This is a genomic window from Candidatus Eisenbacteria bacterium, assembly GCA_020847735.1.
GTDB lineage: Bacteria > Eisenbacteria > RBG-16-71-46 > RBG-16-71-46 > RBG-16-71-46 > CAIXRL01.
In genome coordinates this window covers 255,226-281,644 of the sequence record JADLBL010000023.1, presented here as the reverse complement: position 1 = coordinate 281,644, position 26,419 = coordinate 255,226, and the positions used below count along the sequence as shown (strand labels likewise).

The 26,419-nt window shown below is 69.1% G+C and carries 29 protein-coding genes; 12 read left to right on the top strand and 17 right to left on the bottom strand.

The features are described from left to right. Window positions 1-206 (top strand): transposase (locus IT347_13155; protein MCC6350530.1); only part of this gene is annotated, 206 nt, incomplete at its 5' end. On the opposite strand, the gene IT347_13150 is transcribed toward IT347_13155, so the two are convergent. The 3 genes from IT347_13150 to lexA are packed head-to-tail and all read right to left on the bottom strand — an operon-like array spanning window position 176 to window position 1,992. Then, window positions 176-1,150, bottom strand: a complete 975-nt coding sequence (locus IT347_13150) for a nucleotidyltransferase (GenBank protein MCC6350529.1) — start codon at window positions 1,148-1,150, stop codon at window positions 176-178. The two genes, IT347_13155 and IT347_13150, sit on opposite strands and share 31 nt — an antisense overlap. Then, complete coding sequence (locus IT347_13145) at window positions 1,116-1,352, bottom strand: DUF2188 domain-containing protein (GenBank protein MCC6350528.1); 237 nt, start codon at window positions 1,350-1,352, stop codon at window positions 1,116-1,118. The genes IT347_13150 and IT347_13145 overlap by 35 nt, the downstream gene beginning before the upstream one ends. Further along, on the bottom strand, window positions 1,345-1,992 hold the full coding sequence (gene lexA / locus IT347_13140; protein ID MCC6350527.1) for a repressor LexA: 648 nt from the start codon (window positions 1,990-1,992) through the stop codon (window positions 1,345-1,347). Before lexA ends, IT347_13145 begins: the two co-directional genes overlap by 8 nt. A gap of 276 nt (window positions 1,993-2,268) precedes the next feature. Here lexA and IT347_13135 point away from each other — a divergent pair, with 276 nt between their 5' ends. After that, on the top strand, window positions 2,269-5,223 hold the full coding sequence (locus IT347_13135; GenBank protein MCC6350526.1) for an Alw26I/Eco31I/Esp3I family type II restriction adenine-specific DNA-methyltransferase: 2,955 nt from the start codon (window positions 2,269-2,271) through the stop codon (window positions 5,221-5,223). Here IT347_13135 and IT347_13130 read toward each other — a convergent pair. The 6 genes from IT347_13130 to IT347_13105 form a co-directional block, all read right to left on the bottom strand. Next, the gene (locus tag IT347_13130) at window positions 5,168-6,799 is read right to left on the bottom strand and encodes an Alw26I/Eco31I/Esp3I family type II restriction endonuclease (protein ID MCC6350525.1); all 1,632 of its coding nucleotides are present in this window, start codon (window positions 6,797-6,799) and stop codon (window positions 5,168-5,170) included. The genes IT347_13135 and IT347_13130 overlap by 56 nt on opposite strands. Before the next feature lie 17 nt (window positions 6,800-6,816). Then, complete coding sequence (locus tag IT347_13125) at window positions 6,817-7,071, bottom strand: helix-turn-helix transcriptional regulator (GenBank protein MCC6350524.1); 255 nt, start codon at window positions 7,069-7,071, stop codon at window positions 6,817-6,819. 411 nt (window positions 7,072-7,482) lie between these two features. Further along, window positions 7,483-8,139 (bottom strand): LON peptidase substrate-binding domain-containing protein, encoded by a 657-nt coding sequence (locus IT347_13120; GenBank protein ID MCC6350523.1) that lies wholly within the window; start codon window positions 8,137-8,139, stop codon window positions 7,483-7,485. 65 nt (window positions 8,140-8,204) lie between these two features. Further along, complete coding sequence (gene bcp, locus IT347_13115) at window positions 8,205-8,687, bottom strand: thioredoxin-dependent thiol peroxidase (protein MCC6350522.1); 483 nt, start codon at window positions 8,685-8,687, stop codon at window positions 8,205-8,207. 76 nt (window positions 8,688-8,763) lie between these two features. Beyond that, the gene (locus IT347_13110; protein MCC6350521.1) at window positions 8,764-9,378 is read right to left on the bottom strand and encodes a superoxide dismutase; all 615 of its coding nucleotides are present in this window, start codon (window positions 9,376-9,378) and stop codon (window positions 8,764-8,766) included. Between the two features lie 109 nt (window positions 9,379-9,487). Continuing rightward, window positions 9,488-10,000 carry a hypothetical protein gene (locus tag IT347_13105; protein ID MCC6350520.1) on the bottom strand — a complete coding sequence of 171 codons (513 nt, stop codon included), beginning with the start codon at window positions 9,998-10,000 and terminating at the stop codon, window positions 9,488-9,490. A gap of 253 nt (window positions 10,001-10,253) precedes the next feature. On the opposite strand from IT347_13105, the gene IT347_13100 reads away from it, so the two are divergent. Continuing rightward, entirely contained in the window at window positions 10,254-10,823 is a 570-nt protein-coding gene (locus IT347_13100; GenBank protein ID MCC6350519.1) for a peroxidase-related enzyme, read from the top strand. Window positions 10,824-10,896: 73 nt separating this feature from the next. Here IT347_13100 and IT347_13095 read toward each other — a convergent pair whose 3' ends face one another. From IT347_13095 to IT347_13070, 6 genes are all read right to left on the bottom strand, one after another. After that, window positions 10,897-11,538 carry a DinB family protein gene (locus tag IT347_13095; GenBank protein MCC6350518.1) on the bottom strand — a complete coding sequence of 214 codons (642 nt, stop codon included), beginning with the start codon at window positions 11,536-11,538 and terminating at the stop codon, window positions 10,897-10,899. A 65-nt stretch (window positions 11,539-11,603) separates the two neighbouring features. Continuing rightward, window positions 11,604-12,305 (bottom strand): creatininase family protein, encoded by a 702-nt coding sequence (locus IT347_13090; protein ID MCC6350517.1) that lies wholly within the window; start codon window positions 12,303-12,305, stop codon window positions 11,604-11,606. A 2-nt stretch (window positions 12,306-12,307) separates the two neighbouring features. Further along, complete coding sequence (locus IT347_13085) at window positions 12,308-13,543, bottom strand: glycosyltransferase (protein ID MCC6350516.1); 1,236 nt, start codon at window positions 13,541-13,543, stop codon at window positions 12,308-12,310. Window positions 13,544-13,614: 71 nt separating this feature from the next. Then, a complete protein-coding gene (locus IT347_13080; GenBank protein MCC6350515.1) occupies window positions 13,615-14,406 on the bottom strand; it encodes a hypothetical protein in 792 nt (263 codons plus the stop codon). 64 nt (window positions 14,407-14,470) lie between these two features. After that, entirely contained in the window at window positions 14,471-15,490 is a 1,020-nt protein-coding gene (gene ispH, locus IT347_13075; GenBank protein MCC6350514.1) for a 4-hydroxy-3-methylbut-2-enyl diphosphate reductase, read from the bottom strand. An 82-nt stretch (window positions 15,491-15,572) separates the two neighbouring features. Further along, window positions 15,573-16,895 carry a tetratricopeptide repeat protein gene (locus IT347_13070; protein MCC6350513.1) on the bottom strand — a complete coding sequence of 441 codons (1,323 nt, stop codon included), beginning with the start codon at window positions 16,893-16,895 and terminating at the stop codon, window positions 15,573-15,575. Window positions 16,896-17,038: 143 nt separating this feature from the next. Between IT347_13070 and IT347_13065 the strand changes: the two genes are divergently transcribed. Further along, on the top strand, window positions 17,039-18,787 hold the full coding sequence (locus IT347_13065; protein ID MCC6350512.1) for a DUF2156 domain-containing protein: 1,749 nt from the start codon (window positions 17,039-17,041) through the stop codon (window positions 18,785-18,787). Further along, window positions 18,784-19,605, top strand: coding sequence for a GNAT family N-acetyltransferase (locus tag IT347_13060; protein MCC6350511.1), 822 nt, complete (start codon window positions 18,784-18,786; stop codon window positions 19,603-19,605). The genes IT347_13065 and IT347_13060 overlap by 4 nt, the downstream gene beginning before the upstream one ends. A 116-nt stretch (window positions 19,606-19,721) precedes the next feature. Here IT347_13060 and IT347_13055 read toward each other — a convergent pair whose 3' ends face one another. Continuing rightward, window positions 19,722-20,507, bottom strand: a complete 786-nt coding sequence (locus IT347_13055) for an enoyl-CoA hydratase/isomerase family protein (GenBank protein MCC6350510.1) — start codon at window positions 20,505-20,507, stop codon at window positions 19,722-19,724. Between the two features lie 352 nt (window positions 20,508-20,859). Between IT347_13055 and IT347_13050 the strand changes: the two genes are divergently transcribed. Genes IT347_13050 through IT347_13040 form a run of 3 tightly spaced genes read left to right on the top strand, consistent with a single transcriptional unit; the run spans window position 20,860 to window position 23,077 of the window. Further along, window positions 20,860-21,177: a winged helix-turn-helix transcriptional regulator gene (locus IT347_13050; GenBank protein MCC6350509.1), complete on the top strand. Its 318-nt coding sequence runs from the start codon at window positions 20,860-20,862 to the stop codon at window positions 21,175-21,177. Window positions 21,178-21,182: 5 nt separating this feature from the next. Continuing rightward, the gene (gene arsM / locus IT347_13045) at window positions 21,183-22,112 is read left to right on the top strand and encodes an arsenite methyltransferase (GenBank protein ID MCC6350508.1); all 930 of its coding nucleotides are present in this window, start codon (window positions 21,183-21,185) and stop codon (window positions 22,110-22,112) included. 50 nt (window positions 22,113-22,162) lie between these two features. Then, entirely contained in the window at window positions 22,163-23,077 is a 915-nt protein-coding gene (locus IT347_13040; protein MCC6350507.1) for a hypothetical protein, read from the top strand. Window positions 23,078-23,091: 14 nt separating this feature from the next. Here the strand turns inward: IT347_13040 and IT347_13035 are convergent, their stop codons facing one another. Further along, window positions 23,092-23,937, bottom strand: coding sequence for an enoyl-CoA hydratase/isomerase family protein (locus IT347_13035; protein MCC6350506.1), 846 nt, complete (start codon window positions 23,935-23,937; stop codon window positions 23,092-23,094). A gap of 283 nt (window positions 23,938-24,220) precedes the next feature. Here IT347_13035 and IT347_13030 point away from each other — a divergent pair, with 283 nt between their 5' ends. The 4 genes from IT347_13030 (at window position 24,221) to IT347_13015 (ending at window position 26,333) form a co-directional block, all read left to right on the top strand. Further along, entirely contained in the window at window positions 24,221-24,598 is a 378-nt protein-coding gene (locus tag IT347_13030; GenBank protein ID MCC6350505.1) for an ATP-binding protein, read from the top strand. After that, the gene (locus IT347_13025) at window positions 24,598-24,882 is read left to right on the top strand and encodes an STAS domain-containing protein (GenBank protein MCC6350504.1); all 285 of its coding nucleotides are present in this window, start codon (window positions 24,598-24,600) and stop codon (window positions 24,880-24,882) included. Before IT347_13030 ends, IT347_13025 begins: the two co-directional genes overlap by 1 nt. Before the next feature lie 153 nt (window positions 24,883-25,035). Beyond that, window positions 25,036-25,569: a sigma-70 family RNA polymerase sigma factor gene (locus IT347_13020; GenBank protein MCC6350503.1), complete on the top strand. Its 534-nt coding sequence runs from the start codon at window positions 25,036-25,038 to the stop codon at window positions 25,567-25,569. Beyond that, window positions 25,566-26,333 carry a hypothetical protein gene (locus IT347_13015; GenBank protein ID MCC6350502.1) on the top strand — a complete coding sequence of 256 codons (768 nt, stop codon included), beginning with the start codon at window positions 25,566-25,568 and terminating at the stop codon, window positions 26,331-26,333. Before IT347_13020 ends, IT347_13015 begins: the two co-directional genes overlap by 4 nt. Window positions 26,334-26,419: the final 86 nt, after the last annotated feature.

The following is a 26,419-nucleotide window of genomic DNA, read 5'->3' as shown; positions in this document are numbered from 1 at the left end:
CGATGATCCAGCGCCACTGGGCGAACATCCGCACCTACTTCACGCACCGCATCACCAACGCCGGCGCGGAGGCGCTCAACGCCAAGATCCAGGCGGCGAAGCGGCGGGCCTGCGGGTTCCGCAGCCGAGCGCGCTTCCGCATCGCGATCTACTTCCACTGCGGCGGGCTCGACCTCTACCCCGCCTGCGCGTGGTCAGGCGCATGATTCCAGCCACACCATTCTCGGAAGCCCCATTCATTGAAAGCGCGCCTCCAAAGCCTCGTCGCTTCGGCGACAGTGGTCGCTTGAAGAGCACCAGCCGCATAACTGGTCGAGATCGTCACCTGTTGAAGGAACACGGCGTACTTGTCCGGATGCCATTCATTGGCGACAAGAATGTCTTTGTCTCGGGCCACTGACCATACTACCGGGGGCACGTCTGCACGGATGTTCTGTTCAATCCAATAGCCGACGGAAAAGAACGCAGACGCGAGGTCTTGGCCGAACCGATCGTCCGGGACATTTGAGATCAAGCACTCCACGTAGAACGACGGCGCCGGGCTCTGTTGCGGCCACTGGTTTGCAACCCAGGCCTTAAACATCCTTACGATCGGCTTGAACGACTGATTCGTCGTGCGGTGTTTGGCCACGCCATTGTCGTAGTGGACGCGGGGCCAGTTCTTACGCTCCGAGGCCTCGCGAAAAGAATACACGGCGATCGGGTCTTGGTCGTAGCGGAGGATGCGAACAGCTGGAATGACGTCCGCATGCCAAGCCTCGTCAACATTGAGGCACTTATCGCCACGCGTAACCTTGCCACGGAATCGCGGAGCACTCCCCAGGCGAGCTTGAGCCTCCGAGAAGATGGCATCCCACGTAACCGACGTGGGAAAGCGTTCCTCGCTAAACACGGTGCTCACGGTGGTCCTGCGAATGGCAACGATGTCAACGTCGTTGATGTCACGAATCGCCGTGTCGTTCTTGTAGGAGCCCTCGAGAAATGTCTCGTAGTCATCGCCCAAGGCAGCACGGATCGCGGTCTGGAAGGCAGCGATAGAGGATGTTGTCGTGACCGACGGTCCCGCAGAGTACCGAGCAACTTCGGAGTTGGGAATGAGGTGAGGCATGCCGTCGTTAGTGCTCAGTGTCCTTCGGGGGGTTCGGATCATGGCCATAGCTGTCCTTGCTCCGAATGGTTCCGTCCCGACCACGGATGATGAGCTCTGTCTTCCGCTGTTCCGCGAGCTTCTCCGCCTTGTCGATGGCAGTCGATTGTTTGTGGTGCGTCGAGATCGGCGTGGATGCCCCACCACCCTTGATCGTCCAGCGGCCGTCGCCGCTCGGGCCCACGATTACCGGTTTCTTAGCCATGTGACTTTCCTTTCCCTGGCCAGTCTTGGATTGTCGCTTGCACGACTCCTTGGACTTGGAAATCAACTGATAGGAGGATTGGTCTGTGCCTCTTATTTGTCGACCGCGGCACCAGCGTTACAACATCTCGAGTGCGGCGGAACTCCTTTAGCGTTGCCTCATCGTCGATGAGCGCAACCACGCGATCGCCGTTCTCCGCGGTGGGCTGCTGACGCACGAGGACGAGATCACCCTCCTCGATCCCCGCACGATTCATCGAATCGCCCTGTGCCCGCAGAAGAAAGTACCGATGGGACGGTTTGGCGAGGCGGGTTGAGACGGGAATCATTGCCTCGATGTTTTCTTCCGCCAAGAGCGGGGCCCCGCACGGCACAGATCCGACCAGGGGCACTTCGACTGTTCGTGCGCTTGCGGGATCTCCAGACGCATCGCGCAGGAGCTGGAGTCTCCCGTCATCGCGACGGCGAAGATACTCTGCCTCGATCAGTCTCTGGATGACGTGGGCAGCCGCATTTGGCGAGCTGAAACCCAGGGCGTCGCGAAGGTCCCGGACAGAGGGCGTGCCCCCTCCATGGACGATTCGGCTACGCAAGTAGCGAAGAGCTTCTGTTTCTCGCGGAGTTAGGGGTCGACGCTTCATTGGACATTAGTGTACAATGGTGTCCAATGGACCGTCAAGCTCAGGCGCGCGACCTGGGTTCTCGCCGAAGCCGCAGATGCGAGGTATACTGGAGAACGTTGGCGGCCCCTCAACTCACATCGGCGCACTCGCCGCGTTCGTCAACCTCGTCAACCTCGACAGCCTTGACCGAGTATCCCAATATGGGATAGAATGAACTGACTCTCTATCTCAAGCTACATGCCCTCACCCAAGACCCCGACCACCACCAACCCGCCTCCGGGAGCACATCCTAAAGTGACCACCATCTCCAACGGAAGGAATGGCGCGGTTGCGGCCAAGGTCAAAGACCTGGCCGCGCGAAGAAGTGGTCGCTTCTACACCCATGAGCTAATCGGCCGGCACCTCGCGGAAGCTGTGTCGTCGGGGTTTCGTATCGGCGCCAAGCCGGCTGTCTCGCTAGTCGATCCGTTCTGCGGGGACGGGCGACTCTTGCGCTGGCTCCTTGAAGCTCTGGCAAGGAAGTCGAACGCGAAGAAGACTCAGTGGCACATTGATCTCTGGGACAATGATCCCGTTGCCGTCCGCAAGGCCGAGCGAGAGGTGGCAGAAACCGGCGCGCGTCTTGGGTTGAAAGTCGCCATCAGTGCGTTCCGCGGCGACTCTTTCCAGCACGCGCAAGGGTACCTCGGCGCTTTCGACATCTGCGTTACGAATCCGCCGTGGGAACTGCTCAAACCAGATCGACGCGAACTGGCAGCTCTGGATGCGGCGGAGACAGAGCAGCACATCAAGCAGCTTCGAGAACAATCAGCGCTGCTTGGACGCCTCTACCCCCTTTCAGTTCGGCACAAAAAGTACTCAGGGTGGGGAACGAACCTCGCGAGGTGTGGTGCGGAGGTCGCTCTTCGGCTCATTTCGTCCAAGGGAGTCTGTGGGGTTGTGTCACCAGCGTCCCTGCTGGCGGACCAGCGGTCGGTTGACCTCCGAACGTGGCTCTTCACAGGCCACCGGGTCCTGGACCTCGCGTACTACGCCGCGGAGGCCAAGCTCTTCGAGAACGTCGACCAACAGAGCATCACCTTTGTCGCGCGTTCGGGAAGTTCGAGTGAAGGGCCGCCAAAGATTACTGTCTTCGATCGTGACCATCGGTCGAGCGTGACCGCGCTCACGCAGGACGACTGGCGACGGCTCGAGAAGAACGGGTTTGTGTTGCCCATTCAGTTCGGGCTCCAGCTGATGAAGTTCGAGAACCACTGGGCTTCATTGCCAAGATTCGCAGAACTGGAAGGCTCAGGAGACTCCGCGCTGTGGGCTGGACGCGAGCTGGACGAAACTGGTCATCAGCGCTTTCTTGGCACTCGAGGAACGCACCGGTTCCTGAAGGGCAAGATGGTGGTTCGGTACGGTCTGGCGGAGGAACCGAAGAGCTTCGTCAGATCCGATGGGCCGAGGGTGCCGGCATCGGCCGATCACTTCAGGTTGGCTTGGCGAGATGTATCTCGGCCGAACCAGAAGCGTCGCATTCACGCGACGATCATTCCGCCTGGATGGGTCACTGGAAACTCCCTCAGCGTCGCGTATTTCAAGGACGACGATGAGGCTCGATTGAAGGCGCTCCTGGCTGTCGTGAACTCCTTCGTGTTCGAAGCTCAGGCCAGAGCCAAGTTGGCGACGGCGCATGTCTCACTCGGAGCCGTTCGCGAAGTCCGGATGCCGCGCCTTGATGATAAGAAACTGGTGCGCCGCCTCTCCTTGCTGGTGGACCGATGTATGGCAGGCCAGCCAGACGCGCTGGTCGAAGTTGAGCTCGCGGTGGCAAGACTCTACGGGCTCAAGCGAGAAGAGTTCAAAGAAGTCCTGGGATCATTCGAAAAGCTGACGCTTGATGAACGGCAAGCGCTGCTCGCTTCAGCGACGTGGAAGTCAGTCGAAGACTTCTCTCGGCCTAGTCTGAACGGGAAGGCTCTTGCAGTTGTGGCGGACCCCATCATCCCAAACCACTACAGCGCATCTCTAAGCGAACTCGACCGGATGATCGTTCACGCTGTTCCGCCGGGCGGGAACTGGAAGAACATTCCGGAGTCTGTGCCTTCCGAGAGACTCAAACAAATCCGCGTGAGCTTTGCAGCGGGCGAAGGAAGTCGCTCGACCTACTACGGCCGCCTTCGACCAGACGCTCCTGCCTACACAATCAATACTTACTTTCCACGGCCAGGAAATGGCTGCCACATTCACTACGCTTACGAGGACGGGCAGCACCGCACGCTGTCTCAGCGGGAAGCGGCACGTCTTCAGTCATTTCCAGACAGCTTCGTGTTCTCGGGCAGCCGCAATGCGGTGAATCAGCAGATCGGCAATGCCGTTCCGCCGCTCCTGGCCTACCAGATAGCTCGATCGATCCCGTTCAAGGGGCTGTTCGTCGATCTCTTTAGCGGTGCGGGCGGCCTTGCGCTTGGCTTCAAGTGGGCTGGCTGGACACCCGTTGTCGCCAACGACATTGAGGAGCCGTTCCTCGCTACATATCGCGCGAATGTTCACCCCGCCACCGTACTAGGGGACATTCGGGAGAAGGCCATATTTGACGATGTTGTCCGCTACTGTCGTGAGGCCCGCGCGAAGCATCCCGGGCTGCCGCTCTTGGTTCTGGGCGGTCCCCCCTGCCAAGGGTTTTCAACCGCGGGGAATCGCCGCTCGATGGATGATGAGCGAAACTGGCTGTTTCACCGGTACAAGGCGTTGCTCGAGATCCTGAAGCCTGCCGGATTCATCTTCGAAAACGTTCCGGGCCTGTTGAACATGGAGGGCGGGCGCGTGTTTGAGATGATTCGTGCGGAACTAGAACAGACAACCAAGCGCCTCAGTGTTTGGAAGGTTCGGGCAGAGCAGTACGGCGTTCCCCAACGCAGGACTCGGATTGTGTTGGTCGGAGACTCGGACGGACGCATTCCGCACGCCCCTCCCGCACGCGTCACCCAGCTGGGAGGCGAGCCCAACTTGTTCGAGGTCCTTGCTCCGGCTGTAACTGTCGAGCAGGCGCTCTCAGATCTTCCGAGTCTGCAGCCAGGCGAGGACGGATCGCACAAGGCCTATGTGCACGGGCCGCGGCACCCCTACCAGGAACTGATGCGTGGAATCATTGGTCCTGCCAAGTTCCTCGAAGCAATCCGAGTTGTAGGCGACGGGCTTCAGGAAATCAGTCCTCTTCTTCCTGAGCTCGCACGTAGCGGTCGTCGGCCCAGCGGAGGCTGATCTCCTTACCGACCAAGTGCATCGTCTCGCGCAGAAGTGCCTTGGCCTGTTCGAAACATGCGGGCTCAGATTCGGGTCGTGGGAGTTGCTCAACAATCGCCCGAAGAGCCTCTTCGGAGGGCGGGTCATCAGCAAAGATCTTCCGCAGCTTCCGGTCCAGTGCCTTGATGTCAGCCGGGCACTTATCAAGAACGGCCAGCGCCTGCTTGAGTTTCTTCACGACCTCCGGGGTCATCACGAGAAGTGCGTTTCGTCCAGCCTTAGACACGTAGTCACCCAGTGCCTCGAACGCCACCCTCAGGCGTCTTGCCTTCTGCTCAGGGGCGTACTTTGTGCCTCTCTCCCGGACCACAAGGGCATCGAACTTCACCACCCCACCTTCAACTCGAACCCCATCGAACTTCGGATCATGTTCGGCGTACGGCAGGCCGAGAAAAGCCGTCAGAAACGTCAGGTGTCCTTCACTGGCGACCTTGTTTAGCACGTGCATCGCGGTGTGACGATTGTCTCTGAGCATCTTGCTCAGCCGGAGAGCCTTTTCGTCGCTGTCCACGTCGGCCTTGCGTAGATTCCAAAGGTCCTCGGCGTACCACGATGCTACTGATCCGCCTCGAGATTCGGCCGCGCGAAGTGCATTCACGTCACCGAGCGACATGCGATTGTTCTTGGTGCTGTTGCAGGACCTACACAGCAGAGCGAACTCGGGGCGGTGCGCAAAACCAAGCGATACCGGCCCGATGTGATCAGCCGAGCATGGTCCCGAATGGCCATTCAGGCAGCGCTCGCGTTGAAGTGAAGTGTTGGACCGAATGACTCCCATGAGCTCGTTCGCGGCCATCCAGTCACCATCGACCCAGTACTCGAAAACTCGCCGATCGGTCGTGTAGGACTGGAGGTTCTGTTTGCTCCGCCCGCGGTCCGCGCTTGATCGGCAGCACCGATTGAATGAGTGGAAACCGTCGAAGCGATCGGGTGCATTCGACATCGCTCCGGGACTGAGAGTCGCCGGCTCGTGAGGCACGTAGACGCGGGCGACCCATTCGAGCCAGGGGTCCAGGCTTCTAGGCAGGGCTGGGATCGCAAGCCCACTGCACTTCAAGAGTGCCGGCAGGTCGGAAAAGACCCTATCGCCAAACTTCTCCACCAGACGACCAATCAGGTCCCGGACGTGCTCCAGAGGGTCCAGCGGAAACGACTCATCGAAATACGGCAGCGCCCTGACACGCCGAAGGAGAATCTCGGAGGGATAGACGTAGCGGATGTCCAGGATCCGGCCGCAGTTCTTGCATGGCTTCTCTTTCGTGGGATGGATCCGCTTTGCCGTCTCGCTGATCCAGCCCGCACCCGACGTCGGATCAATTCCAACCGACGCGGCCTTCTTCCGCCACCACTCGAGTCTCTTTCCGTGCGTATCTTTGAACTTGCCAGACTGGCGGTTGGAGGGCGCCTCCCACTGGATTCCGCCGCCGTCGAGCACCGCATCCGGCATTCCCTTGTAGGCCGGATGCGACGCAATGAACTGGACGTATTCCAGGAACTTCGGATGGCCGCGGCCGTAGGTTGCTTTCTTTCCCATTGGGGGCTGTTCGGGGATCAGGTAGGCGAGCTGCGCTTGAACCCGGCGGGCGCAGACTTTACAAAGTAGTCCACGGGTACGCGGTAGAGCCCGGCAAACTCGGCTAACTCGAGCACGTCGACCCGACGCTCGCCGGACTCGCACTTCGAGACGAAGGATTGCGGTCTGCCCAGCCGTTTCGCGACTTCTACCTGGGTCATGCCGGCTTTTCGGCGCGCCGCCTTCAGCCGCCGAAGAAATGCCTGGTAATGGGGGTCTTGCGCGCTACTCATCGGGGATTGAGCTCGATTAGGAGTGAGGGTCGTCTTTTACAGCGTATATCCCCTAACCGAATATCCCAAACAGGGATACACGGCCGATGGCGACTGCTTCCTCACCGGCACTGAGGCGCTGTTTGGCTACCCCGTTGGCTACCCCTTGAACGACCCAACGTGACCGTTCGTGTCCTAACCTGACCAAGTAAGAACGAGAGCCCCGCGGCGACATCTTCCGCGGGGCTCTGTGTTTGGCGAGTGCTCCGAATGACTTGGGCGATCGGTGTCGGAACAGCCACGCAAGGCCGTCCATCGCTTAGGAAACCGCTGCTCTATCCGTCTGAGCTACGGGGCCGCGACGCGGGAGCACGATGCACCGATGCGTGACGGCGAAGCGTGAGGACGGGCGCGAACTTCACTGCCCGCGCCTCAGTTCCTTCCCAGCGAGCTCGCGGGGCCTGGTGGGTTCGGCCCGCCGAACCGCTTGAGGTGCTCCTGCAGCCGCCGCGCTCGGTCAATGACGTTGTCCATGGCCAGCAGCTCGAGCCGGGCGGCCACATCCATGCGCAGGCGCTGCGCGATCGAGTTGACGATCGCCGCGAAGGGCGCTTCCTCGCGGGGCAGCGGCGGCGCGACCCAGGCCTCGGCGCCGAGCGGCAGAAGCTTCTTCGCGGCGTCGAGCAGCGCCGCCCGCTCGATCTGCACGGGCGGGTCGGTCTCGTCGAGCGGGGCTTCGTCGAGCACGTCCACGGCGCAGGCGCGGTACGGGAACTCGCGCGCGACGCGTCCGAGGCGCACGCGTCGCACGCCGCGCAGCTTCAGATCGTAGCAGTCGTTCGGCAACCACTCGACTTGTTCGAAGCGGCCGAGGCACCCGAGGTCATGAAACTCGGGGCTGCCGTGGTAGTCGGCTTCCCAGCCGGGCTTGAGTGTCGCGATCGCCAGCCAGCGCTCGCCCGAGAGCGCCTCGCGCACCATGGTGCGGTAGCGCAGTTCGAAGACGTGCAGCGGCAGCTCGACTTCGGGAAACAGCACGAGGTCGGGCAGCGGGAACACCGGGACGGGATGCCGGGGCGGAGCGAACATGGCGGGCCTGCGTGCGCGACGGCCGGGCGGCGCGCGCCGGCGCGCGGTGCGCCGGCGCGACGCGGTCAGTCCTCGCCCAGGAACGCGAGCACGTCGGCGACGTGCCCTTCGACCTTCACCTTCGGGTAGATCTGGGCGATACGGCCGGTGCGGTCAATGATGAACGTGGTCCGCTCGATGCCCATGTACTTCTTCCCGTACAGGTTCTTCTGCTTGTAGACGCCGTAGGCCTTCGACACGGACGCGTCCTCGTCGGCGAGCAGCTCGAACGGCAGTTTGAACTTGTCGCGGAACTTCGCGTGCGAATCCACGGGATCGTTCGAGACGCCGAGGATCACGGCGCCGGCCTTCTCGAACTCGGCGGTCAGGTCGCGGAAGCCGCAGGCCTCCTTGGTGCAACCCGGCGTGTCGTCCTTCGGATAGAAGTAGAGGACGACCGACTTGTGGTTCTTGAACGACTTGAGCGACACGCTCTCGCCCGACGACGAGGGCAGCGTGAAATCGGGTGCCGGCTTGCCGATCACCGGCAGAAGGCTGGTCGTGGCCATGCGACCTCCGAAACGCGCCCGGGCCTCCTGTGGAGGCCCGGACGGGAGCGGCGGCGCCGCTCCAGGATGTGGGGAGTTACTTCGCGACCGCCTGCATCGCGAGCGCGCGCTCGAGATTCTGCTCGACCACGTTCCAGTCGAGGTTGTTGAAGAACGCCTCGATGTACTTGCCGCGCGCCCGACCGTAGTCGAACCAGTAGGCGTGCTCGTACACGTCCAGCGCCAGGATCGGGGTGGCGTTCCAGAGCGGGAAGGTGTTCTGCGCGTCGCCGACGACGGTCGTGAGCATGTTGAGGTCGTGGTCGTAGGCGAGCCACACCCAGCCGCGCGCCGCGAGGCCGGAGGCCTTGAAGTCGGCGAGCCAGGCGTCGTACGAGGGATAGTCGCGGTTGATGAGCGCGAGCGTCTGCTTGCCGGGGTGGCCACCCTTGCCGCCGAGGTGGCCGAAGTAGATCTCGTGGTTCTTCACGCCGCCGATCGCGAACGACAGCTCGACGCGCAGCGAGCGCAGGTCGCTGTAGGTCTGGTTCGCGGTCGAGCGATCCACGGTGTCGAGCTTCTTCTGGATCTCGTTGGTCTTGGCGATGTAGCCCTTGTACAGCTCGTAGTGCTCTTCCTGCGTGCGCTGCGAGATGCCGTTCAGTTCGCGGATGGACGCGAACGTCCTGGGCGTCAGTTCCTTCCAGGCCATGTCGAACCTCCGTTGCGAGAGGGAATGACGGGGCGGCCCCGGCGGTGTCTCGGTGGGATCGGACCGCGAGACTAGGGGTCGCTTCGCGAGGGTGTCAACAATCCCCGTGTCACTCGGATGCGGCCGCCGCGGCCGCGGATTCCGGGCGTTTTCGCAGGCCTCGCACGTCGGCGACGAGGCCGCGCGAGACCGAATCGAGCAGCGCCGCGACGAGCGGTCCGCTGATCTCGCAGGTCGGATCGAAGCGCCGGCAGGCGGCCAGCGTGAAGCCGCATCCGCAGGTGCAGTGCCGGGCGTTGGCGAAGCGCAGGAAGATCTCCACCCGGGCGGGATCGAGACTGGTCAGATCGGCCGACGGGATCTCGTCCACCCATTCGTTCTTCTTCGTGCTGTCCACGCCGGCCAGGCGGCGCGCGCGCGCGAGGCTGTCGTCCGGCGCGAGCGACACGAGCGGCGGGACGTGCGAATCGTCGTGCCGGTACGAGTCGCGGTACACGACCGCGGCGGCGGCGAGCGAGGCGACGATCGCGAGCATCACGACCAGCCGCCGGAAGCCCGACGACTGGGGCGACGCGCGCGGATCCGGCGAGCCGGGCGGCGTGGGCGGCGACGATTCGGCCATGCGCGGAATGTAGCGCGTGCGCGTGCGCCCGGCATCACGGGCGGGTCAAGCCCCGCGTCGGTCCGCGCCGCGCCGGCGCGGGCCGGCGCTCGCCGTGCCGCCGGTGCCGGGCCGGGAGGCCGCTCCCGCGAAGCGCCCTGCCGCCGGTGCGCGCCCGGACGGGCCCTTCTTTCTTGTGCGCCCGCTCGCCGGCTGGCGGCTCGCGAAGGGTCCGGGCTAACCTGCGCGGCTCAAGCACAAGGAGGAGGTCGTCATGAGCTGGACCCGCAGCATCGCCCCCGAATCGGCCCCGCCCGAGCTGCGAGGTGTGTACGAGCGCATCGCGTCCCGCAGCTCGTCGGGGCGTGTCTCGAACGTCTGGCAGGCGCTGGCACTGAGCCCGGCGGCGCTCGAGTCCGCCCACGCTTCGTACGTCGCGCTCACCACGGAGCCATCGCCGCTCACGGCGGCGCAGGTCGAGTTGATCGCCGTCGTCGTCTCCGCGACCAACGGCTGCGGCTACTGCGTCGCGCACCACGGGCCGAAGCTCGCGAAGCTCTCGGGCGACGAACTGGCCCGCGGAGTGGCGCGCGACTACCGCGAGGCCAACCTCGCGGCGCGCGACCGGGTGCTGCTCGACATGGCGGTCGCGCTCACCTGCGAGCCGGACGAACGCGGCGTCGCCGACCTCGAGCGCGTGCGCGAGTACGGTTTCACCGACGAGGCCATCGTGCGCGCGGTGGCGATCGCGGCCTGGTACTCGTTCATCAACCGCGTGGTGCTCGCGCTCGGGGTCGAGCTGGAGGCCGGCCGCGAGCCGTGGGCCTTCGGCGCGCAGCGCTGAGCGGTCGCGGCGGGCGCCCCGCCCGCCGTGGCTCCGCTCCGGGTCCGGCTTCGACCGGCGCCCGCCGCTCGCGTCAGCGTCCGCCCTGCGCGCCGCTTCCCTTCGCCTTCTCGGCCGCGCGCTTCGCGGCGGCGGCCTGCTCGCGCGCGGTCCACGGCGGCACGACGCCGTTCATGCGCGCGTAGGCGATGGACTGGCCGAGGTGTTCGTGCGTGTGCGTCGCCATGGCCAGCATGATCGCCTCCTTGGTCATTGGCTGCCCGAAGAAGCTGGCGGTCGCGGCGAGCTCGGAGTCGGGCGTGTCGGCGATGGTCCGCTCGGCGAACGCGAACGAGTCCTTCAGCAATTGCAACGTGCGCTCGACGGTGGTCGGCGTGGTGTCGAGCTTCGAGAGCACGGCCTCGGACAGCGGCGGTTTCGCGCCGAGGAACGAACTGAGCAGGTAGTTGGCCTGCGCGATGTGCAGGTAGGCCTCACCCACGGAGCGCACCCCCTTTGCGGGCCGCCAGCCCCACTTGCGGGCCGGAACGGCGCCGGCCAGCTCGATCACCTTTCCGCTCGCGTCCTTCAGGTTGGCGATGATCTCGCCGCGGATGCCCGCGACCTCGGGCGTGGCCGCGGCGTGCGCCGAAGGTTCGTCGGCGAATGCCGGCGCGGCCGACAGCAGCGCGAGGCCACAGAGCGCGGCGAGCGGGTAACGGGTCCAGCGGTTCATGGGTCCTCCTCGTCGTCGAAGTTCGGGGAGCCTTGCGACCGTCGCGCTCGTGTCCCGGGCGCGACTCAATCCCAGCCCTGCGCGATCAGCGCCCGCGTCTCCTCGATCGCGACGCGCCAGATCGCGTACATCTCGTCGTCGGCCCGTTCGTAGCGTCCGGCGAAGCAGCCGTCGCCGAGCCGCTCACGGATCTCCTTCGGTCCCAGGTGCAGCCATTGCGCGAACGGCACCTCGGCCTTCGGCTCCTTCGGCAGCGCGACGCCCTCGATGCGCGTCCACGGAAAGTTCTCCATCCACGAGGCGTGCGAAGCCAGCGGGTCGGTCGCGACCACCTTCGCCCACACCTGCGGCGCGTTCCACCAGTTGTGCCAGCGTACGCGCATGTGCGGCCGGCCCGCGAGCCATTCGGCGACGAAACCCTGCGCCGGCGCGTTGCCGCCGTGCCCGTTCACCACCAGCACGCGCCGGAACCCCTGCGCCTCGAGTCCGTCGAGCAGGTCGCGCACGATCGCGCACAGGGTCTCGACACGCAGCGAGAGCGTGCCCGGGAAGGCGGTGAAGTTCGGTGTGATCCCGTAGGCGGCGACTGGAAAGACCGGCACGCCGAGCGGCTCCGCGGCTTCGACGGCGAGCCGCTCGGCGAGGATCGCGTCGGTCGCGAGGCTCAGGTAGGCGTGCTGCTCGACGCTGCCCACGGGCAGGACGGCGCGGTCGTCGGCCTTCAGGTACTTCTCGATCTGCATCCAGTTCGTCGCGTCCACGCGCATCGTCACCTCCACTCGCCGGTGGCCGGCGCTTCCAGGGCCTCCCGGTAGATGCCGAGCAGTCCCGCCAGGTGGGCCGCGGGCGCGCTCATCCGCTCGACACGTTCGCGTCCGGCGGCGCCCCAGCGCGGCGCCGCCGGATCGTCCAGCGCCCGGCGAACCGCCGCCGCGAAGCCCGGGCCGTCGCCGGGCGCGACGAGCAGCCCCGTCCCCTCGTGCTCGATCAGCTCGGGCAGCGCGCCGATCTTCGCCGCGATGACGGGCCGCGCGTCGAGCAACGCTTCGGCGACGGTGTAGCCATAGTGCTCGACGAACAGGCTCGGCACGATCACCGCCGCCGCCCGCGCGCGCAGTCCGGCGAGCGCGGCGTCGCTCAGGTGTCCGAGGAGCCGCAGGTCGGCGGGTGCGTTCGCGGCCAGCCAGCCGGCGAGCGGGCCTTCGCCGGCGACGAGCAGCGGCGTCGGGCGGATCGCCCCGGCGATCGCGGGCAGCAGCCGCACGCCTTTTTCGGTCGAGAGCCGCCCCGCGAAGAGCGCGTAGCGCTCCGGCGTGCCGTCGGGCGGCGCGAGCGTCCCGCGCGCGGGCTCGACGCCGTGCGAGAGCACGCGCAGGCGCGCGTCGTCCACGCCGTTCTCGCGCGCCTTGTCGTACACGAACCGCGACGGCGCGATCCAGCGCCGCACCGAACGGTACGCGTTCAGCGCGTCGTGCAGGTAGGCCTCGACCGAGCCGACGACGCTCTTCGCGCGCGAGTCCTGCACGCAGGCGGTCGTCACGGCGTGCCAGTGCCGGCCGCCGCGGCAGCGCTCGCACACCTCGCCGTGCGCGAACAGGATGCGGTTCGTGCACCACGGCTTGAAGTCGTGGAGCGTCATGACCACCGGCACGCGCGCGCGCTCGAGCGGCCGCAGGATGCTGGGCGTCAGGTGCCGGCTCGGCGCGTGCAGGTGCGCGACATCGGGTTTCCAGGCGGCGACGAGCCGGGCCATCGCCGCCGCCGCCGGCGCCGACCACAGGACGCGCGGAAGCTGCTTCAGCTGCGCCAGCGTCGAGCCGCCTTCGGTGAAGTCGGCGGGCGGCGCGAAGTATTCGGCGGTCGGACTGGGCTCGTTGCCGTCGTGACGGGTGGCGAAATGGGCGACCTCGTGGCCGGCCGCGGCCAGCCAGCGCGACTCGTCGAAGTAGGTGCGCTCGACGCCGCCTTTGAGCCAGTGGAACGCATTGACGAGCAGGACGCGCATGGCCCGCGCAGGCTACCCGCGTTCCGCCGGAGCGGCCAGCGGGCGGGTCGCGCCCGCGGGCCGCGACGTCGTCAGTCCGCGCGCCCCAGCTGGAACTCGACGAGCGCGGTGCCGATCCCGGGTGAGGTCTCGTGCTCGAGCACGGCGCCGCGCGCGCTGTCGAGCGCGAGGAAGCCGCGCAGCACTTCGAGGTGCCGCAGGTCCGCCTCCGGCCGCGCCCGTTCCGCGTGCTGCGCCGCGAGCTCCGCGAGGCGGTCCCAGTCCGGTCGCGACATCGCCTCGAGCACGCCCTCGTCGAGATCCCGGCACTCGGGCACGTCGCGTTTCAGGTTGAAGGCGTGCAGATTCCACGACAGCGCCCCGCCGACCACGAAGGCCACGCGCTCCGGCCAGTCGTCGAGCGCCTGCCGGATCGCCGCGCCCCAGGCGCGGTGTTCCTCGCGCGTGCCCTCGCCGATCGAGACCGGTACGACCGGCAGGGCGCGCGACCGATCGAGGAAATGGAGCGGAATGCTGATCGCCGTGTCGGCTCCGCGCCGTGCGGTCGTCGCGCGCAGGCCGTTCCTCGTCGCGCGCCCGACGATGGCGCGCGCCAGCGCCGGCTGTCCGTCCGCGTCGTGACGCGGTTCGACGCCGAAGCCCGGAAGGTCGATCACCGAGCGGTGGCGCCGGGCGTCGTCGGCGTGAAACGCGCCCGGCGCCACCCAGCGGGCCGAGAGCGCGACGATGGCGGCCGGCTCGTCGGCCAGCATCCGCCGCCCGGCGGCCTCGAGGGCTTCGATCATCTCGGTCACGTCCCCGCGCTGCTCGTCAATGAGCATGGTCGGAACGCTGGGGGCAAGCAGGGCGGCGGTCGTGAGCATGGCCGATGCACCTTAGAAGAGGCGGGAGGAATCGGGCAACGCGGCCGCCGGGCGCCGCGCCGGTTCAGTGATGACGAACGCGCATCTCGTCGCGGGCGCGCCGCGCCGCGAGGGCGTTGCCCGGCGACAGCTCGATGCCCCGCTCCTCGGCGGCCGCGGCCAGCTCGCCGGGCAGCGGGAACACGACGCGTTCCTCGACCAGGCGGAACTCCTCGACCCGGTAGTCCCCCAGCTCGCGAACACGCGCGACGCACGCCTGCACGACGTGCTCGGGGGTCGAGGCGCCGGCGGTCAGGCCGACGTTGCCGGTCAGCCACTCGGGGCGGATGTCGGCGGCGGACTCGATCAGCCAGGCCCGCGAGCCGAGTCCCGCGGCCACCTCGACGAGGCGGTTCGCGTTGCTGCTGGCCGGCGCGCCGACGACGAGTACGGTCGGGCAAAGGGGCGCCATGTACCGCACCGCGTGCTGCCGGTTGGTGGTGGCGTAGCAGATGTCGTCCTTCGCCGGCTCCTTCACCTTCGGGTAGCGCCGGCGCAGAGCCTCGACCATCGCGTTGCAGTCGTCGATCGAGAGCGTGGTCTGCGTGATGTACGCGACCTTTTCGGGATCGGGCAGCGCGAGCGCCTCGACCTCGGCGACGCTCTCGCACACGACGATCGCCTCGGGGGCTTCGCCGAGCGTGCCGATGACCTCGACGTGCTGGCGATGGCCGATGAGCACGATCGAGTAGCCCTGTTTCGCGTAACGCAGCGCCTCGAGGTGCACCTTGGTGACGAGCGGGCAGGTCGCGTCCAGCGTGCGCAGGCCGCGCGCCTTGGCCTCGGCGCGCACCGCCGGCGAAACGCCATGGGCGGAGAACACCACCACCGCGCCCGCGGGCACGTCCGCGAGATCGTCGGTGAACACGGCGCCCTTGGCGCGCAGGGCGTCCACGACGTGGCGGTTGTGCACGATCTCGTGCCGCACCCAGATCGGCGCGCCGTGGACTTCGAGCGCCATCTCGACGATGTCAATGGCGCGGTCCACGCCGGCGCAGAAGCCGCGGGGCGCCGCGAGGTAGAGCGTGCGGGTCGGCGAAGTCATGCGATCACCTCGGTGCGGGCGGCCGCGGAGCGGATCGGCCGGTCAGGCTAGCGGAAGGCCCGCGGCACGGCAAAAGCCGCGGTCAGCGGCGCGAGACCGAGTCCGCGGCGGCGCCCCCCGGCGGCGCGGTCCCGGGCGTCGCGTCGCGCCGGGCGGCTCCGGGCACCTCGTGCGCGAGACTGTCGGCGGTGTACACCGCGCGCAGCGAGTCCGGCGCCTGCGCGCGCAGCGAAGCGATCGTGGCGCGCAGGCGGTCGCGCTGCTCGGGCTGCCGCAGAAGCTTCTCGGCCCTGCGCAGCTCGGTCAGCATGCCCGCGGCGTCGCCGGTCGCGTCGAGCGCCATTCCGAGCGCGACGTGCGCCTCGCCCGAAGCGGGGTTCGCGCGCACGCCGTCGCGCGCAAGCTCGAGCGCGATGTCGTCGCGATCGCGCGCCGAGAAGTAGCGGATCGCCTCGATGCGCGCCTCCGGCGAGTCGGGCCGCACGGCCAGCCAGCGCCGGTAGATCGCGCCGACCTCCCCGCTGCGCCCGAGCGCGACGAGCGCCTTGATCTGCCCGGCGTACGCGGGAGCGAGCGTCGAGTCGCGCGACACCGCCTCGCGGTAGTCGGCGAGCGCGGCCGGCCAGCGGCCTTCGCGGGCTTCGAGGTTGCCGGCGTTGAGCGACGCGCTTCCGTCCCTGGGCGCCAGCCTCGCCGATCGGCGGTACGCCTCGCGCGCTTCGGGCGCGCGGCCGAGCAGCGACAGCACCAGTCCGAGATCGCGCCAGGTGCCGGCGTCGCGGGCGTCGAGCGACAGCGCGTGGCGCAGCGCGCGCTCGGAGTCGGCCGGCCGGCGGGCGAGGCCGTAGGCGAAGCCGAGCGCCTTCCACGAAGCGGCGTCCTTCGCGCCGCGGCGCGTCAGCAGCTCGAGCTGGCGCACCGCGTTCGCGGTGTCGCCGTCGCTCGCGAGCGCGAGCCCGAGGGCGCGCGCGGCCACGCGGTTGCCGGGATCGAGCGTCACCTCGGCCGCGTACTCGCTCACCGCCGCGCGGTGCTGGCCCACCGCCGTGTACAGCAGGCCCATCCGGTAGTGCGCGTCGAGCAGCTTCGGGTCGTTGCGCACGGCGTTCCGATACGCGGCGATGGCCGCGGCCGGAACGCGCTGCGCCTCGAGCGCGCGCCCCAGCTCGTACTGCTCGCGCGCGAACTTCTCGCGCGAGACGCGCTCGGCGTCGGCGGGCCCTGGACGACCGGGTTGCAGCAGCGGTGCCGGTTCCGACTCGATGGAGACGGTCGTGTCGCGATGCGGCGGCAGCAGGATCGGCGGCACGTCGGCGCGCGTCACCGGCACGCGGGCGGGCGCGAGCAGCGCGGCGAGGAGCGGGGCGGCGAACGCGGCCGCGAGCGTCAGGCGGCGGGTTTTCACGGGCGGGCAGGGTAGCACGGCGCCCGCCGGAGCCGGGTCAGGGCGGCGACAACCCGCGCCGGATCGGAACCCCCCGGCGCCCGCGGCGGACGCCGCGCCCCCGCGAGTGGCCCGGCACGCTGTGATACCGTTCCCGCCCACCGATGAAACGCACGTTCGTCCGCCACGCGCTCGCGCTCGCCGTCGCCGTCATGGGCGCCGTTGACCTGCTCTCGGCGCTGCTCTCGCGTCCGCCGGAACGAGTCCTCGCGCTGCGTCACCTGGTCCCGACCGCCGTGCTGGACACGAGCCGCACCTTCACGCTGCTCGCGGGCGTACTGCTGCTTCTGACCGCCGACGGCATGCGCCGGGGCAAGCGTCGCGCGTTCGTGACCGCGCTCTTCCTGTGCGCGCTGTCGGTCCCGGTCAACCTGCTCAAGGCCTTCGATCTCGAGGAGGCCACGGTCGCGGCCGGACTGATGTTCCTGCTCGGCATGAACGCCGAAGCGTTCCAGGTGCGCAGCCGCGACCTGTCGTTCCGCGGCCTGGTGGCGCCGCTCGCGATGTCGCTGGCGGCGGTCGTCGCCTACGCCGTGGCGGGCAGCTGGATCGTCGAGGCCCTCTTCAGCCCGCACGACGCGTCGGTCGCCCGCGCCTCGGCGGAGGCGCTCTACCAGCTCTTCGGCGTCGGCTCGCCGGTGCTCGACGTCGAACGCACGCACGGCCCGGTGCGCTGGTTCCTCGGCTCGATCAGCGTCGTCGGCATCACGCTGCTCGTGGGCTTCGTCGTCGCGCTGCTCAGCCCGGCGCAGCACCGCCGCCGGCATCGCGCCGACGTCGAGCGCATGCGCACGATCGCGGCCGCGTACGGCGACAGCACGGTCGCGGCGTTCGCGCTCGGCGACGACGTGGACCACTTCTTCAGCGCCAACGGACGCGCGGCGATCGCCTACCATTTCGAAGCCGACACGCTCCTCGTGATCGGTGACCCGATGGGACCGCCGGAGGAGATTCCGCCGCTGCTCGAGGCGTTCGAACGCTTCTGCCGCGAACGCGACTGGCAGTTCGCGTTCTACCAGGCGCGCCGCGAACGACTGCCGCTCTACCGCGCACGTGGCTGGAGCGCGGCGCACATCGGCGTGGACCCGATCCTGCACCCGGCCGGCTTCACGCTCGAAGGGGGGGCCCGCGGTACGGTTCGGCGCGCGGTGAACAAACTCGCGCGCCAGGGAATCGAAGTCCGGCACTGGGTGCCCGGCGAGCGGCCCTTCGGCTCCGATCCCGACTCGGCCGCGATGCTCGAGCCCATGCGCGCCATCTCGGCCGAATGGATGCAGGGCCGCGCCGGCGGCGAGAAGGGGTTCTGCATGGGCCGATTCGAGCCGGCCACGCTCGGCGAACGGTGGGTGTCGGTCGCATGGAACGTCGCCGCCGGGCGCGCCGAGGCGTTCTGCACGTGGACGCCCGTGTGGGCGCGGCGCGGCTGGGCGCTCGACCTGATGCGCCGCCGGCACTCGGCCCCCTCGGGCGTGATGGAGCTGCTGGTCGTGCGTGGCGTCGAGCACGCGCGCGAGCGCGGCGACGAGATGATGTCGCTCTCGCTGTCGGCCCTGGTCCGCGTTCCGACCGCGGGCGGAGCCGCCGAGACGATCGCGAGCGACGATCCGGCGCGCGCGTTCCTGATCGAGCGGCTGAAGCGCTTCTACGACTTCCGCGGCCTGTTCGAGTGGAAGCGCAAGTTCGATCCCGCGTTCGAGGACCGCTACCTCGTCTACCCGGGGGCGTTCGCGCTGCCGCGCATCGCGCTGTCGCTGGCGCGCGCGCAGAGCCCGGCGGGCCTGCTCTCCTACCTGCGGCCCGAGCGCGCGTCCGCGCCGCCGCCGGGCGGCGGCGTGAAAGGCCGCGCCGCGTGAGCGCGAACGTGGACCTCGCCACGGCGCGCGCGATCGAGCGCGCCGAGATCGAGGCGTGGCGCGACGCCTTCGCGGCCGCCTCGCGCGAGACCCGGGACGGACTCGGACTCGCCGAGCGCGACTTCGGTCACGCCTTCGCGCTCGCCTCGCGCTGGCTGGCGTCGCTGCTCTTCAACCGCGTCATCGGCCTCGGGCTCTTCGAACCCGTCACCGACGGGACGCTCGACGCCATCGCCGCGCATTTCGCGGAGGTCGGCGAGGACCACGCGCTCAACGTTTCGCCCCTAGCCGAACCCGAGGGCCTCGGCGAACGCCTCGCGGCGCGCGGGTACTCCACCTTCTTCCATCACGTGAAGTGGGTGCGCGACACCTCGCCCCCGGCGCCGGTCGAGAGCACGCTGCGCGTCGAACGCGTGCGGCCCGAGCGCGCCGAGGTCTTCGCGGGCCTGCTCGTCCGGGTTCTCGCGCGGGGCGCGCCGCTGCGCCGCGACTGGATGGCCGAGAGCGTCGGGCGCACGGGCTGGAGTCATTATCTGGCGCTCGACGGCGAGACGCCGGTCGGCTGTGCCGCGATGCGCGCTCACGACGACGTCGCCTGGCTCGGCTGGGGCGCGACGCTGCCCGAGGCGCGCGGGCGCGGCGCGCAGTCGCTGCTGCTCGCCGCGCGCCTCGACGACGCGCGCGCCGCCGGCTGCCGGCTGGCGACGACCGAGACCGGCCCCAACGACCCGGACCTGAACCCGGTCAGCTGGCGCAACGTCCAGCGCGCCGGTTTCCGCGTCGCCTACGACCGGCCGAGCTGGGTGCGGCCGGAATAGCTCCGCGCGGGCCGGGCGGCGGACCGTCCGCGCTCACGGCCCGGGCATGCGAACGGCCCCGGACGTCCTGCGTCCGGGGCCGTCGCCCGCCACGGCCGCGGCTCGCGCCGCGCGGCTCACTTCGCGGTGAAATTCGGCTTGCGCTTCTCGATGTAGGCCGCGAGCCCTTCCTTCGCGTCGTCGCCCTGGAACAGCAGCTGCTGCAACTCGCGCTCGACGGCCAGCGCGCTCTCGAACGGCAGGTCCGCGCCCGACTGCACCGAGCGCTTGATGCGGCCGACCGCCTTCGAGGCGCGATTCGGCGGGCAGAAGCCCTCGGCGTAGGTCTGCACCTTGTCGAGGAACTCCTGGTGGGTCGCCGTCTCCCAGATGTCGTTGATGATGCCGAGGTCGAGCGCCTTCTCGAAGGCGAACACCTCCGCCGTGCACATCAACTCGATCGCCTTCGACTTGTTGACGAGCCGGGCCAGGCGCTGCGTGCCGCCCGTGCCGGGAAGCACGCCGAGATTGATCTCGGGCAGGCCGACCTTGCCGGCGCCCTTGCGGGCGATGCGGATGTCGGCGGCCATCGCGATCTCGAGCCCGCCGCCGACCGTGTGGCCGTTGAGCGCCGCGATGACGATCTTGGGCGTGTGCTCGAGCCGGTTCAGCGTCTCGTTGGCGTGCAGGCAGAAGTAGTACTTGAAGGTCGGATCGGCCTTCTTGAGCATGTTGATGTCGGCGCCCGCGCAGAAGAACTTCTCGCCGGCCCCGCGGATCACGATGGCCTGCACGTCATTGTTGAAGCGCGCCTCGAGGATGGCGGCGTCGAGCTGCTTCATCATCTCGTGCGTGTAGCAGTTGCCCGGATCGAACGTGAGTTCGAGGGTCATCACGCCGTTCTTGACGGACGTGTTCACCATCGTCTGCGTGGCTTGCATGACGGTCTTCCCCCTGCTGGATGGGTCGGAAATCGGCGCGGCCCGCGGGCCTGGACGCCCTCGGGCGGGGCCGGCGCGCGCGTGATCCTGTGAGCGGCGGGCAGTATAGGAGGCCGCGAAAAACCCGGTCAATGCCGGGGATTCGCGCGGTCCGCCCGCGCCTCCCGCGGCCCGCGCCGCGCAGGCCCCGCGTCTGTCAGGCCCGGGCAAGGTCTTGCGTCCGGCGAGCAAAGTCCCTGGACGAATCTCGTCCCTTCATCGTAGATTGCCGATGAACGATGATCGTGCGGCCGCCATGACGCCGACTTCGCTGAACCCGGAGGAACCGAAGGCCATGACCACCACCCGATCCGCGAGGGCGCCGATCGCCGCGGCCGACGAAGAGCTGGCCGTGTTCGCGAAGGCGCTCGGTCACCCGGCGCGCGTCGCGATCCTGAGGCAGCTCGCCGCGGAAGGAACCTGCATCTGCGGACAGATCGTGAGCGCCCTTCCGCTGGCCCAGGCCACCGTCTCGCAGCACCTGAAGGTGCTGAAGAACGCCGGCCTGGTGCAGGGCGAGATCGACGGCCCGCGGGTCTGCTACTGCCTGAATCCGAAAACGCTGAAGCGCTTCCGCAAGCTCGTGAACGAGCTGCCCACTTCCGAGGAGTGAACGCGATGAGCACCGACACGAAGAACCCGCCTCCGGCCACCGCCCCCGCCTCTCCCTGCTGCGCCCCGACGACGTCCGCGGATCGCTGCTGCGATCCCCTGCCCGCCGCCGGCGGGTCCGCGGCCGCGCCGACCACGACCGACGCCCCGGAGAACTCCGACATTCGCACCCTCGTGCGCGAACGCTACGGCGCCGCCGCGAAGGGCGAGGCCTGCGGCTGCGGCGGCGGCGGCTGCGCGGCCCCCGGCGACGCCGAAGCCGCGCTCGCGAGGCTCGGCTACACGGCCGAACAGGCGGCGGCGATCCCCGAGGGCGCGAACCTCGGGCTCGGCTGCGGCAATCCGATCGCGCACGCGGCGCTCCAGCCCGGCGAGACCGTGCTCGACCTGGGCTCGGGGGCCGGCATCGACTGCTTCCTCGCCGCGCGCGAGGTGGGTCCGACGGGCCGCGCGATCGGCGTGGACATGACGCCCGCGATGATCGAGCGCTCGCGCGCCCTCGGAACGAAGCTGGGTGCGGGCAACGTCGAGTTCCGGCTCGGCGAGATCGAACACCTGCCCCTCGCCGACGCGAGCGTGGACGTGGTGATCTCGAACTGCGTCGTCAACCTTTCGCCCGACAAACCGCGGGTGTTCCGTGAAGCGCTGCGCGTGCTCCGCCCGGGCGGCCGGCTCGTGGTGAGCGACCTGGTGCTGACGCGGGAGCCGGGCCCCGGCGTCCGGCGCAACGCCGAGCTGTACGTGGGCTGCGTCGCGGGCGCTTCGTCCGAAGCGGAATACCTGCGGTTCGTGCGCGAGGCCGGATTCGGCGACGTGCAGGTGGTCGAGCGGACCGGTTACGACATCGGCGCGGACTCGTATCCGGAAGGCAGCGAGGAGCGCGAGGCGTTCGGGGCCGTCGTCTCGATCAAGGTTCGCGCGGTGAAGAAGCCCTGACCGCCGCGTGACACCGCGCGCGGGCGGGCCCCGGTAGACTTTTCGCAACCATGCCCGCCGCCCCCGCCATTCCCACCCGGCTCGCGCTCGCGAGCGCCCTCGTGCTGGCGCTCGCGGGCGTCGCCGTCTCCGCCACGGCCCCGCGGTCTCCTGCGTCCGCACCCGGCGCGCGTCATTCGCCCGCGCCGGCGCGCGAAGCCCTGCTCACCGTTCCGGCCGACGTGCCGCCCGCGCTGCTCGGCGGGAAGCTCCCGGCGAGCGTCGCGGTGCGCGTGCACGTGACGGCCGCGGGGCTCGTGGACAGCGCGCGCGCCGGCGCCGGCGATGCGCGCCTGCGCGCTTCGGCCGAAGCCGCGGCGCGCTGGTGGGTGTTCGCGCCCGCGGCGGGCGGCGCGGCCTTCGAGGTCCGCGTTCCGGTGGCCGCCGCCCACGACGCGGTCCCGCTCCACCCGGACGTGCTCGCGATCGCACGCAAGGCCGAGGCGCGGGGCGACCTGCCGATGGCGCTCGCGGCGTGGGTCGGCGCGCTCGGCCGCGTCGGCGAGAGCCCCGTCGTCGCCAACGAGTGGGCGATCCGCGAACAGGTGATCGCGATCGCGCACCGCATGTCACCTCCGCCGCACACTCCCGGGGAGATCGCCGCGCGGGCACGCGGCGCCCGCAACCGGCAGCTGCGCACGGTCGCGCGCGCGGAGCACGGCGAACTGGTCGGACTCTTCGACGAAGCGTTGCGCGGGGCGCCGTGGTGGGACGAGCCCTACCTGTGGCGGGCCGGCTCGCTCGCCGGCTGCGGCCGCACGGCCGAGGCGCTGCGTTCGCTGCGCGCGTACCGGCTCGCGTCCACGGACAGCGCGGGCGCCGCGTTCGCCGGACGCCTCATCGGCCGCCTGGCCGCGTCCGACACGGTCGGCGTGTGCGAGGCGATCAAGACCTGGCGCGTCGTTTCGGAGCCGGTCGCCCGCTGACGAGGCGGGCCGGGCTACTCGAACGCGCGTGACGCGCGGCTCGGCGTCCGTTCGAAGTCGCCGTCCGGCGCCGCGCCGAAGACGGCCGGGCGCTTCTCGACGAACGCGCGCACGCCTTCGGCCGCGTCGGGCGATCCCCAGCAGGCCGACTGCGCGATCCGCTCCGCGGCCAGGCACTCCTCGAGCGAGCGCAGCGGCGCCGCGCGCAGCGAGGCCTTCGCGGCCCGGACGGCGAGTTGCGGACCGGCCGCGAGGCTCGCCGCCCACGCGCGCCATTCGCGCTCGAAGCTCTCCGCCGGCCAGAGGCGCTGCACCAGCCCGAGCCGCAGCGCCTCATCGGCCGCGATGAGGTCGCCGCTCCAGCACAGCTCGAGCGCCTTCGCCACCCCGACGAGCCGCGGCAGGTGATGGGTGCCGCCCCAGTCCGGATGCAGCGCCAGCTTCACGAACGTCTCGCCGAACTTCGCCGCCGCGGAGGCGACCCGCACGTCGCAGGCGAGCGCGAGGTTCGCGCCGGCGCCCGCGGCCACGCCGTTGAGCGCCGCGATCACCGGAAACGGCAGCGCCGAGAGGCGGCGCACCGCGCGCTCACCCGCCTCGAGCAGCGGCTCGAGCTCGCCGAAGGGCGCCCCGCGCGCGGCGAGACCCGCCATGTGCTCGACATCGCCCCCCGCGCAGAATGCCCTGCCCGCGCCGGTCAGGACCAGAACCCGGACGTCGTCGCGCCCGGCGACCTCGTCGAGACGGGCGATCAGCCGCTCGCGCATGTCTCCGGCGAAGGCGTTGAGTTTTTCAGGACGGTTCAGCGTCACGACCGCGACGCCGCGAGCGACGTCGAGCAGAACGGTTTCCGGGGACATGGGTGGGCGGCTCCTGGGAAAGTTCGAGCGGGCCGGCTCCGGGAGGCGGGCCCGGACGGGCCGGGTGAGCCCCGGGTCGGGAGATTCCGGCCGGGAAAGGCCGGCGCCGGGCCCCGGCGGACTCCGGAGTTCCGCCGGTGGCCCCGACCGACCACTCAATCCGCAGCATAACAGCGGCTTACCCTCCGGACCCACCGGCTTCGCCGGGCCATACGAACCCTTGAAGCGGCCCGGGCGACAGGCCTATCGTCCGCTGCTCATGGTCCGGGCCGTACCGCGTCGAATGGATTCGCTCGCCGAGCTGGTCGGGTTCGTGCGCGAGTTCCTCGCGGCCGAGAAGATGTCGGAGGATGCCGCCTTCGACGTGGATCTCGTGCTCGAGGAGCTTTTCACGAACCTCGTCCGGCACGGTCGTGGCGCTGGCGATGTCGAAGTGGAGCTTTCCCGCGCGCCGGGGGAGCTCCGTATCCGTCTGCGTGCCGCCGAGCCCTCACCCTTCGATCCGACCGCGGCGCCGCGCGTGAACGTGCACCTGCCGATCGAGGAGCGACGGCCGGGCGGCCTGGGGATACATTTCGTCCGCGAGCTTTGCCACATCTTTCGTTACGAGTGGAGCGACGGCGTGGGAACGACGCTCGTCGTCATGGGAGTGACCGACTAGTGCTCGAGTTGCGGATCGAAGAAGGCGGGCTCGTGAAGGTGCAGGGGCGCCTCGATGCGGCGGAGTCCGATCGGGCGCTGGCGACGCTCGAGAAGCTCGCCGGGCCCCTGACGCTGGACTGCAGCCAGCTCGAATACATCTCGAGCGCCGGAATCAGCGTGGTCATGCAGACCTGGAAACGCCTGAACGGCCAGGGTTCCTCGCTGCGCATGACCGGAATGACCCCGCGGGTGCGAAACGTGTTCGCCTACGCGGGCCTCGACAAGGTCCTCGACATTCAGTAGCGCCGCCCCCCGAGGCGCCCGAAAGCGTTTTCCCGTGTGGCGATATGCCGCCCGGGCCCGCCCCGGCCCCCGCCCCGTCGTGCCCGGACTGCCCGGTCCCTGCGGACCGAACTCCCCCCAGCGCCCAACTTCCGGGCGGACAGGCGTGTATTGATGGACGACGAAGCACTGGTCCAGAGGTGCCTTTCGGGCGACACCGAGGCCTTCGGCGAACTGGTGGGCCGCTACGAGCGGCCGCTCTTCAACGTCGCCCTGCGCATGCTGCGGGACCGCGAGGAAGCCCGGGACGCCACTCAGAACGTCTTCGTGAAAGCCTGGCAGCACCTGGACCAGTTCGACCGCAACCGGCGGTTCTTCTCGTGGCTGTACCGGATCGCGGTCAACGAAGCGCTGAACCGGGCGACCCGGCGCAGGAAGGCCGAGCCGCTCGACGAGAACCTCGTGGACCGGGGGCACAGCCCGGCCGAGCAGGCCGAACGAAGTGAGCAGTCCGCGCTCCTCGAGCGCGCGGTGGACCAGCTGTCGGACACCTATCGGGAGGTCATCGTGCTGAGGCACTGGCTCGACCTGTCGTACGACGAGATCGCCGACGCGCTGCACGTTCCGGCGAAGACCGTCAAGTCGCGCCTGTTCTCGGCCCGCACCCGGCTCGGCGAGATTCTCGCCGCCATGGGAGTCGAGTCGTGAGCGACGAACTCCTCGACGATCTGATCCAGCGGACGCTGGAAGGCGACGCGAGCGCGGCCGAGCGCGAACGGCTCGAGTCGCGCATGGCCGCGGACCCGGCCGCCCGCGGGCGGTACGACGAGCTCTCGAGGGTGTTCCAGGCGCTCGCGGGCGTCCGGGCGGCGGAGCCACCGGCCGGCCTGCGGGACGAGGTACTGCGCGCCGTTCGCGGGGCTGCCCCCGCGTGGGCGCCCGCCGCGGCGCGTACCGGCCAGTCGGCTTCGCCGCGGCCCTCGAAGCCCCTGACGCTCCCGCGCCGGTCCACGTTCGCCTGGCTGCGGGTCGCGCTTCCGGCGGCGGCCGCGCTGGTCGCGGTGTTCTTCGCCTACGCGAGCTGGCGTGGCGCCGGCCAGCCGGCGGGAGGCGGGCTGGCGAGCGGCGCGATGTCGGGCGCTTCGGACCTGGTGCGGATCGGGCCGGGCGACAGCGCCGTGCTCGTGCGCTGGAGTCCCTCGGCCACCGGCTTCCAGCTCCGGATCAAGGCGGGGAACTCGCCGGTCCGGATCGTCCTCGAAACCCTGTCGTCCGGCGCCCTCTTGAGCCTCGCCCCGGACGCCCCCACGCCTTCCCCCAGAGTCGAAGCGAACCTGCCCGCGAATGCCCTCGTCGTCGCCGAGGGCACGGCCCCGGATACCCAGGCCACCGTTCGCGTGAGCGTCACCCTCCCCGACGGCCGGTTGGCGGCCGGGGAAGTCAGGCTGCGCGGGCTGAGCCCCTCCCGCTGACCTGAACATTTTCGGGCCCGCCGCCCAACTTCGGCCGCAGCGTCGGGTCATTCCTTCGGCCACCGTTCAGAGAAACGTTCGATCAC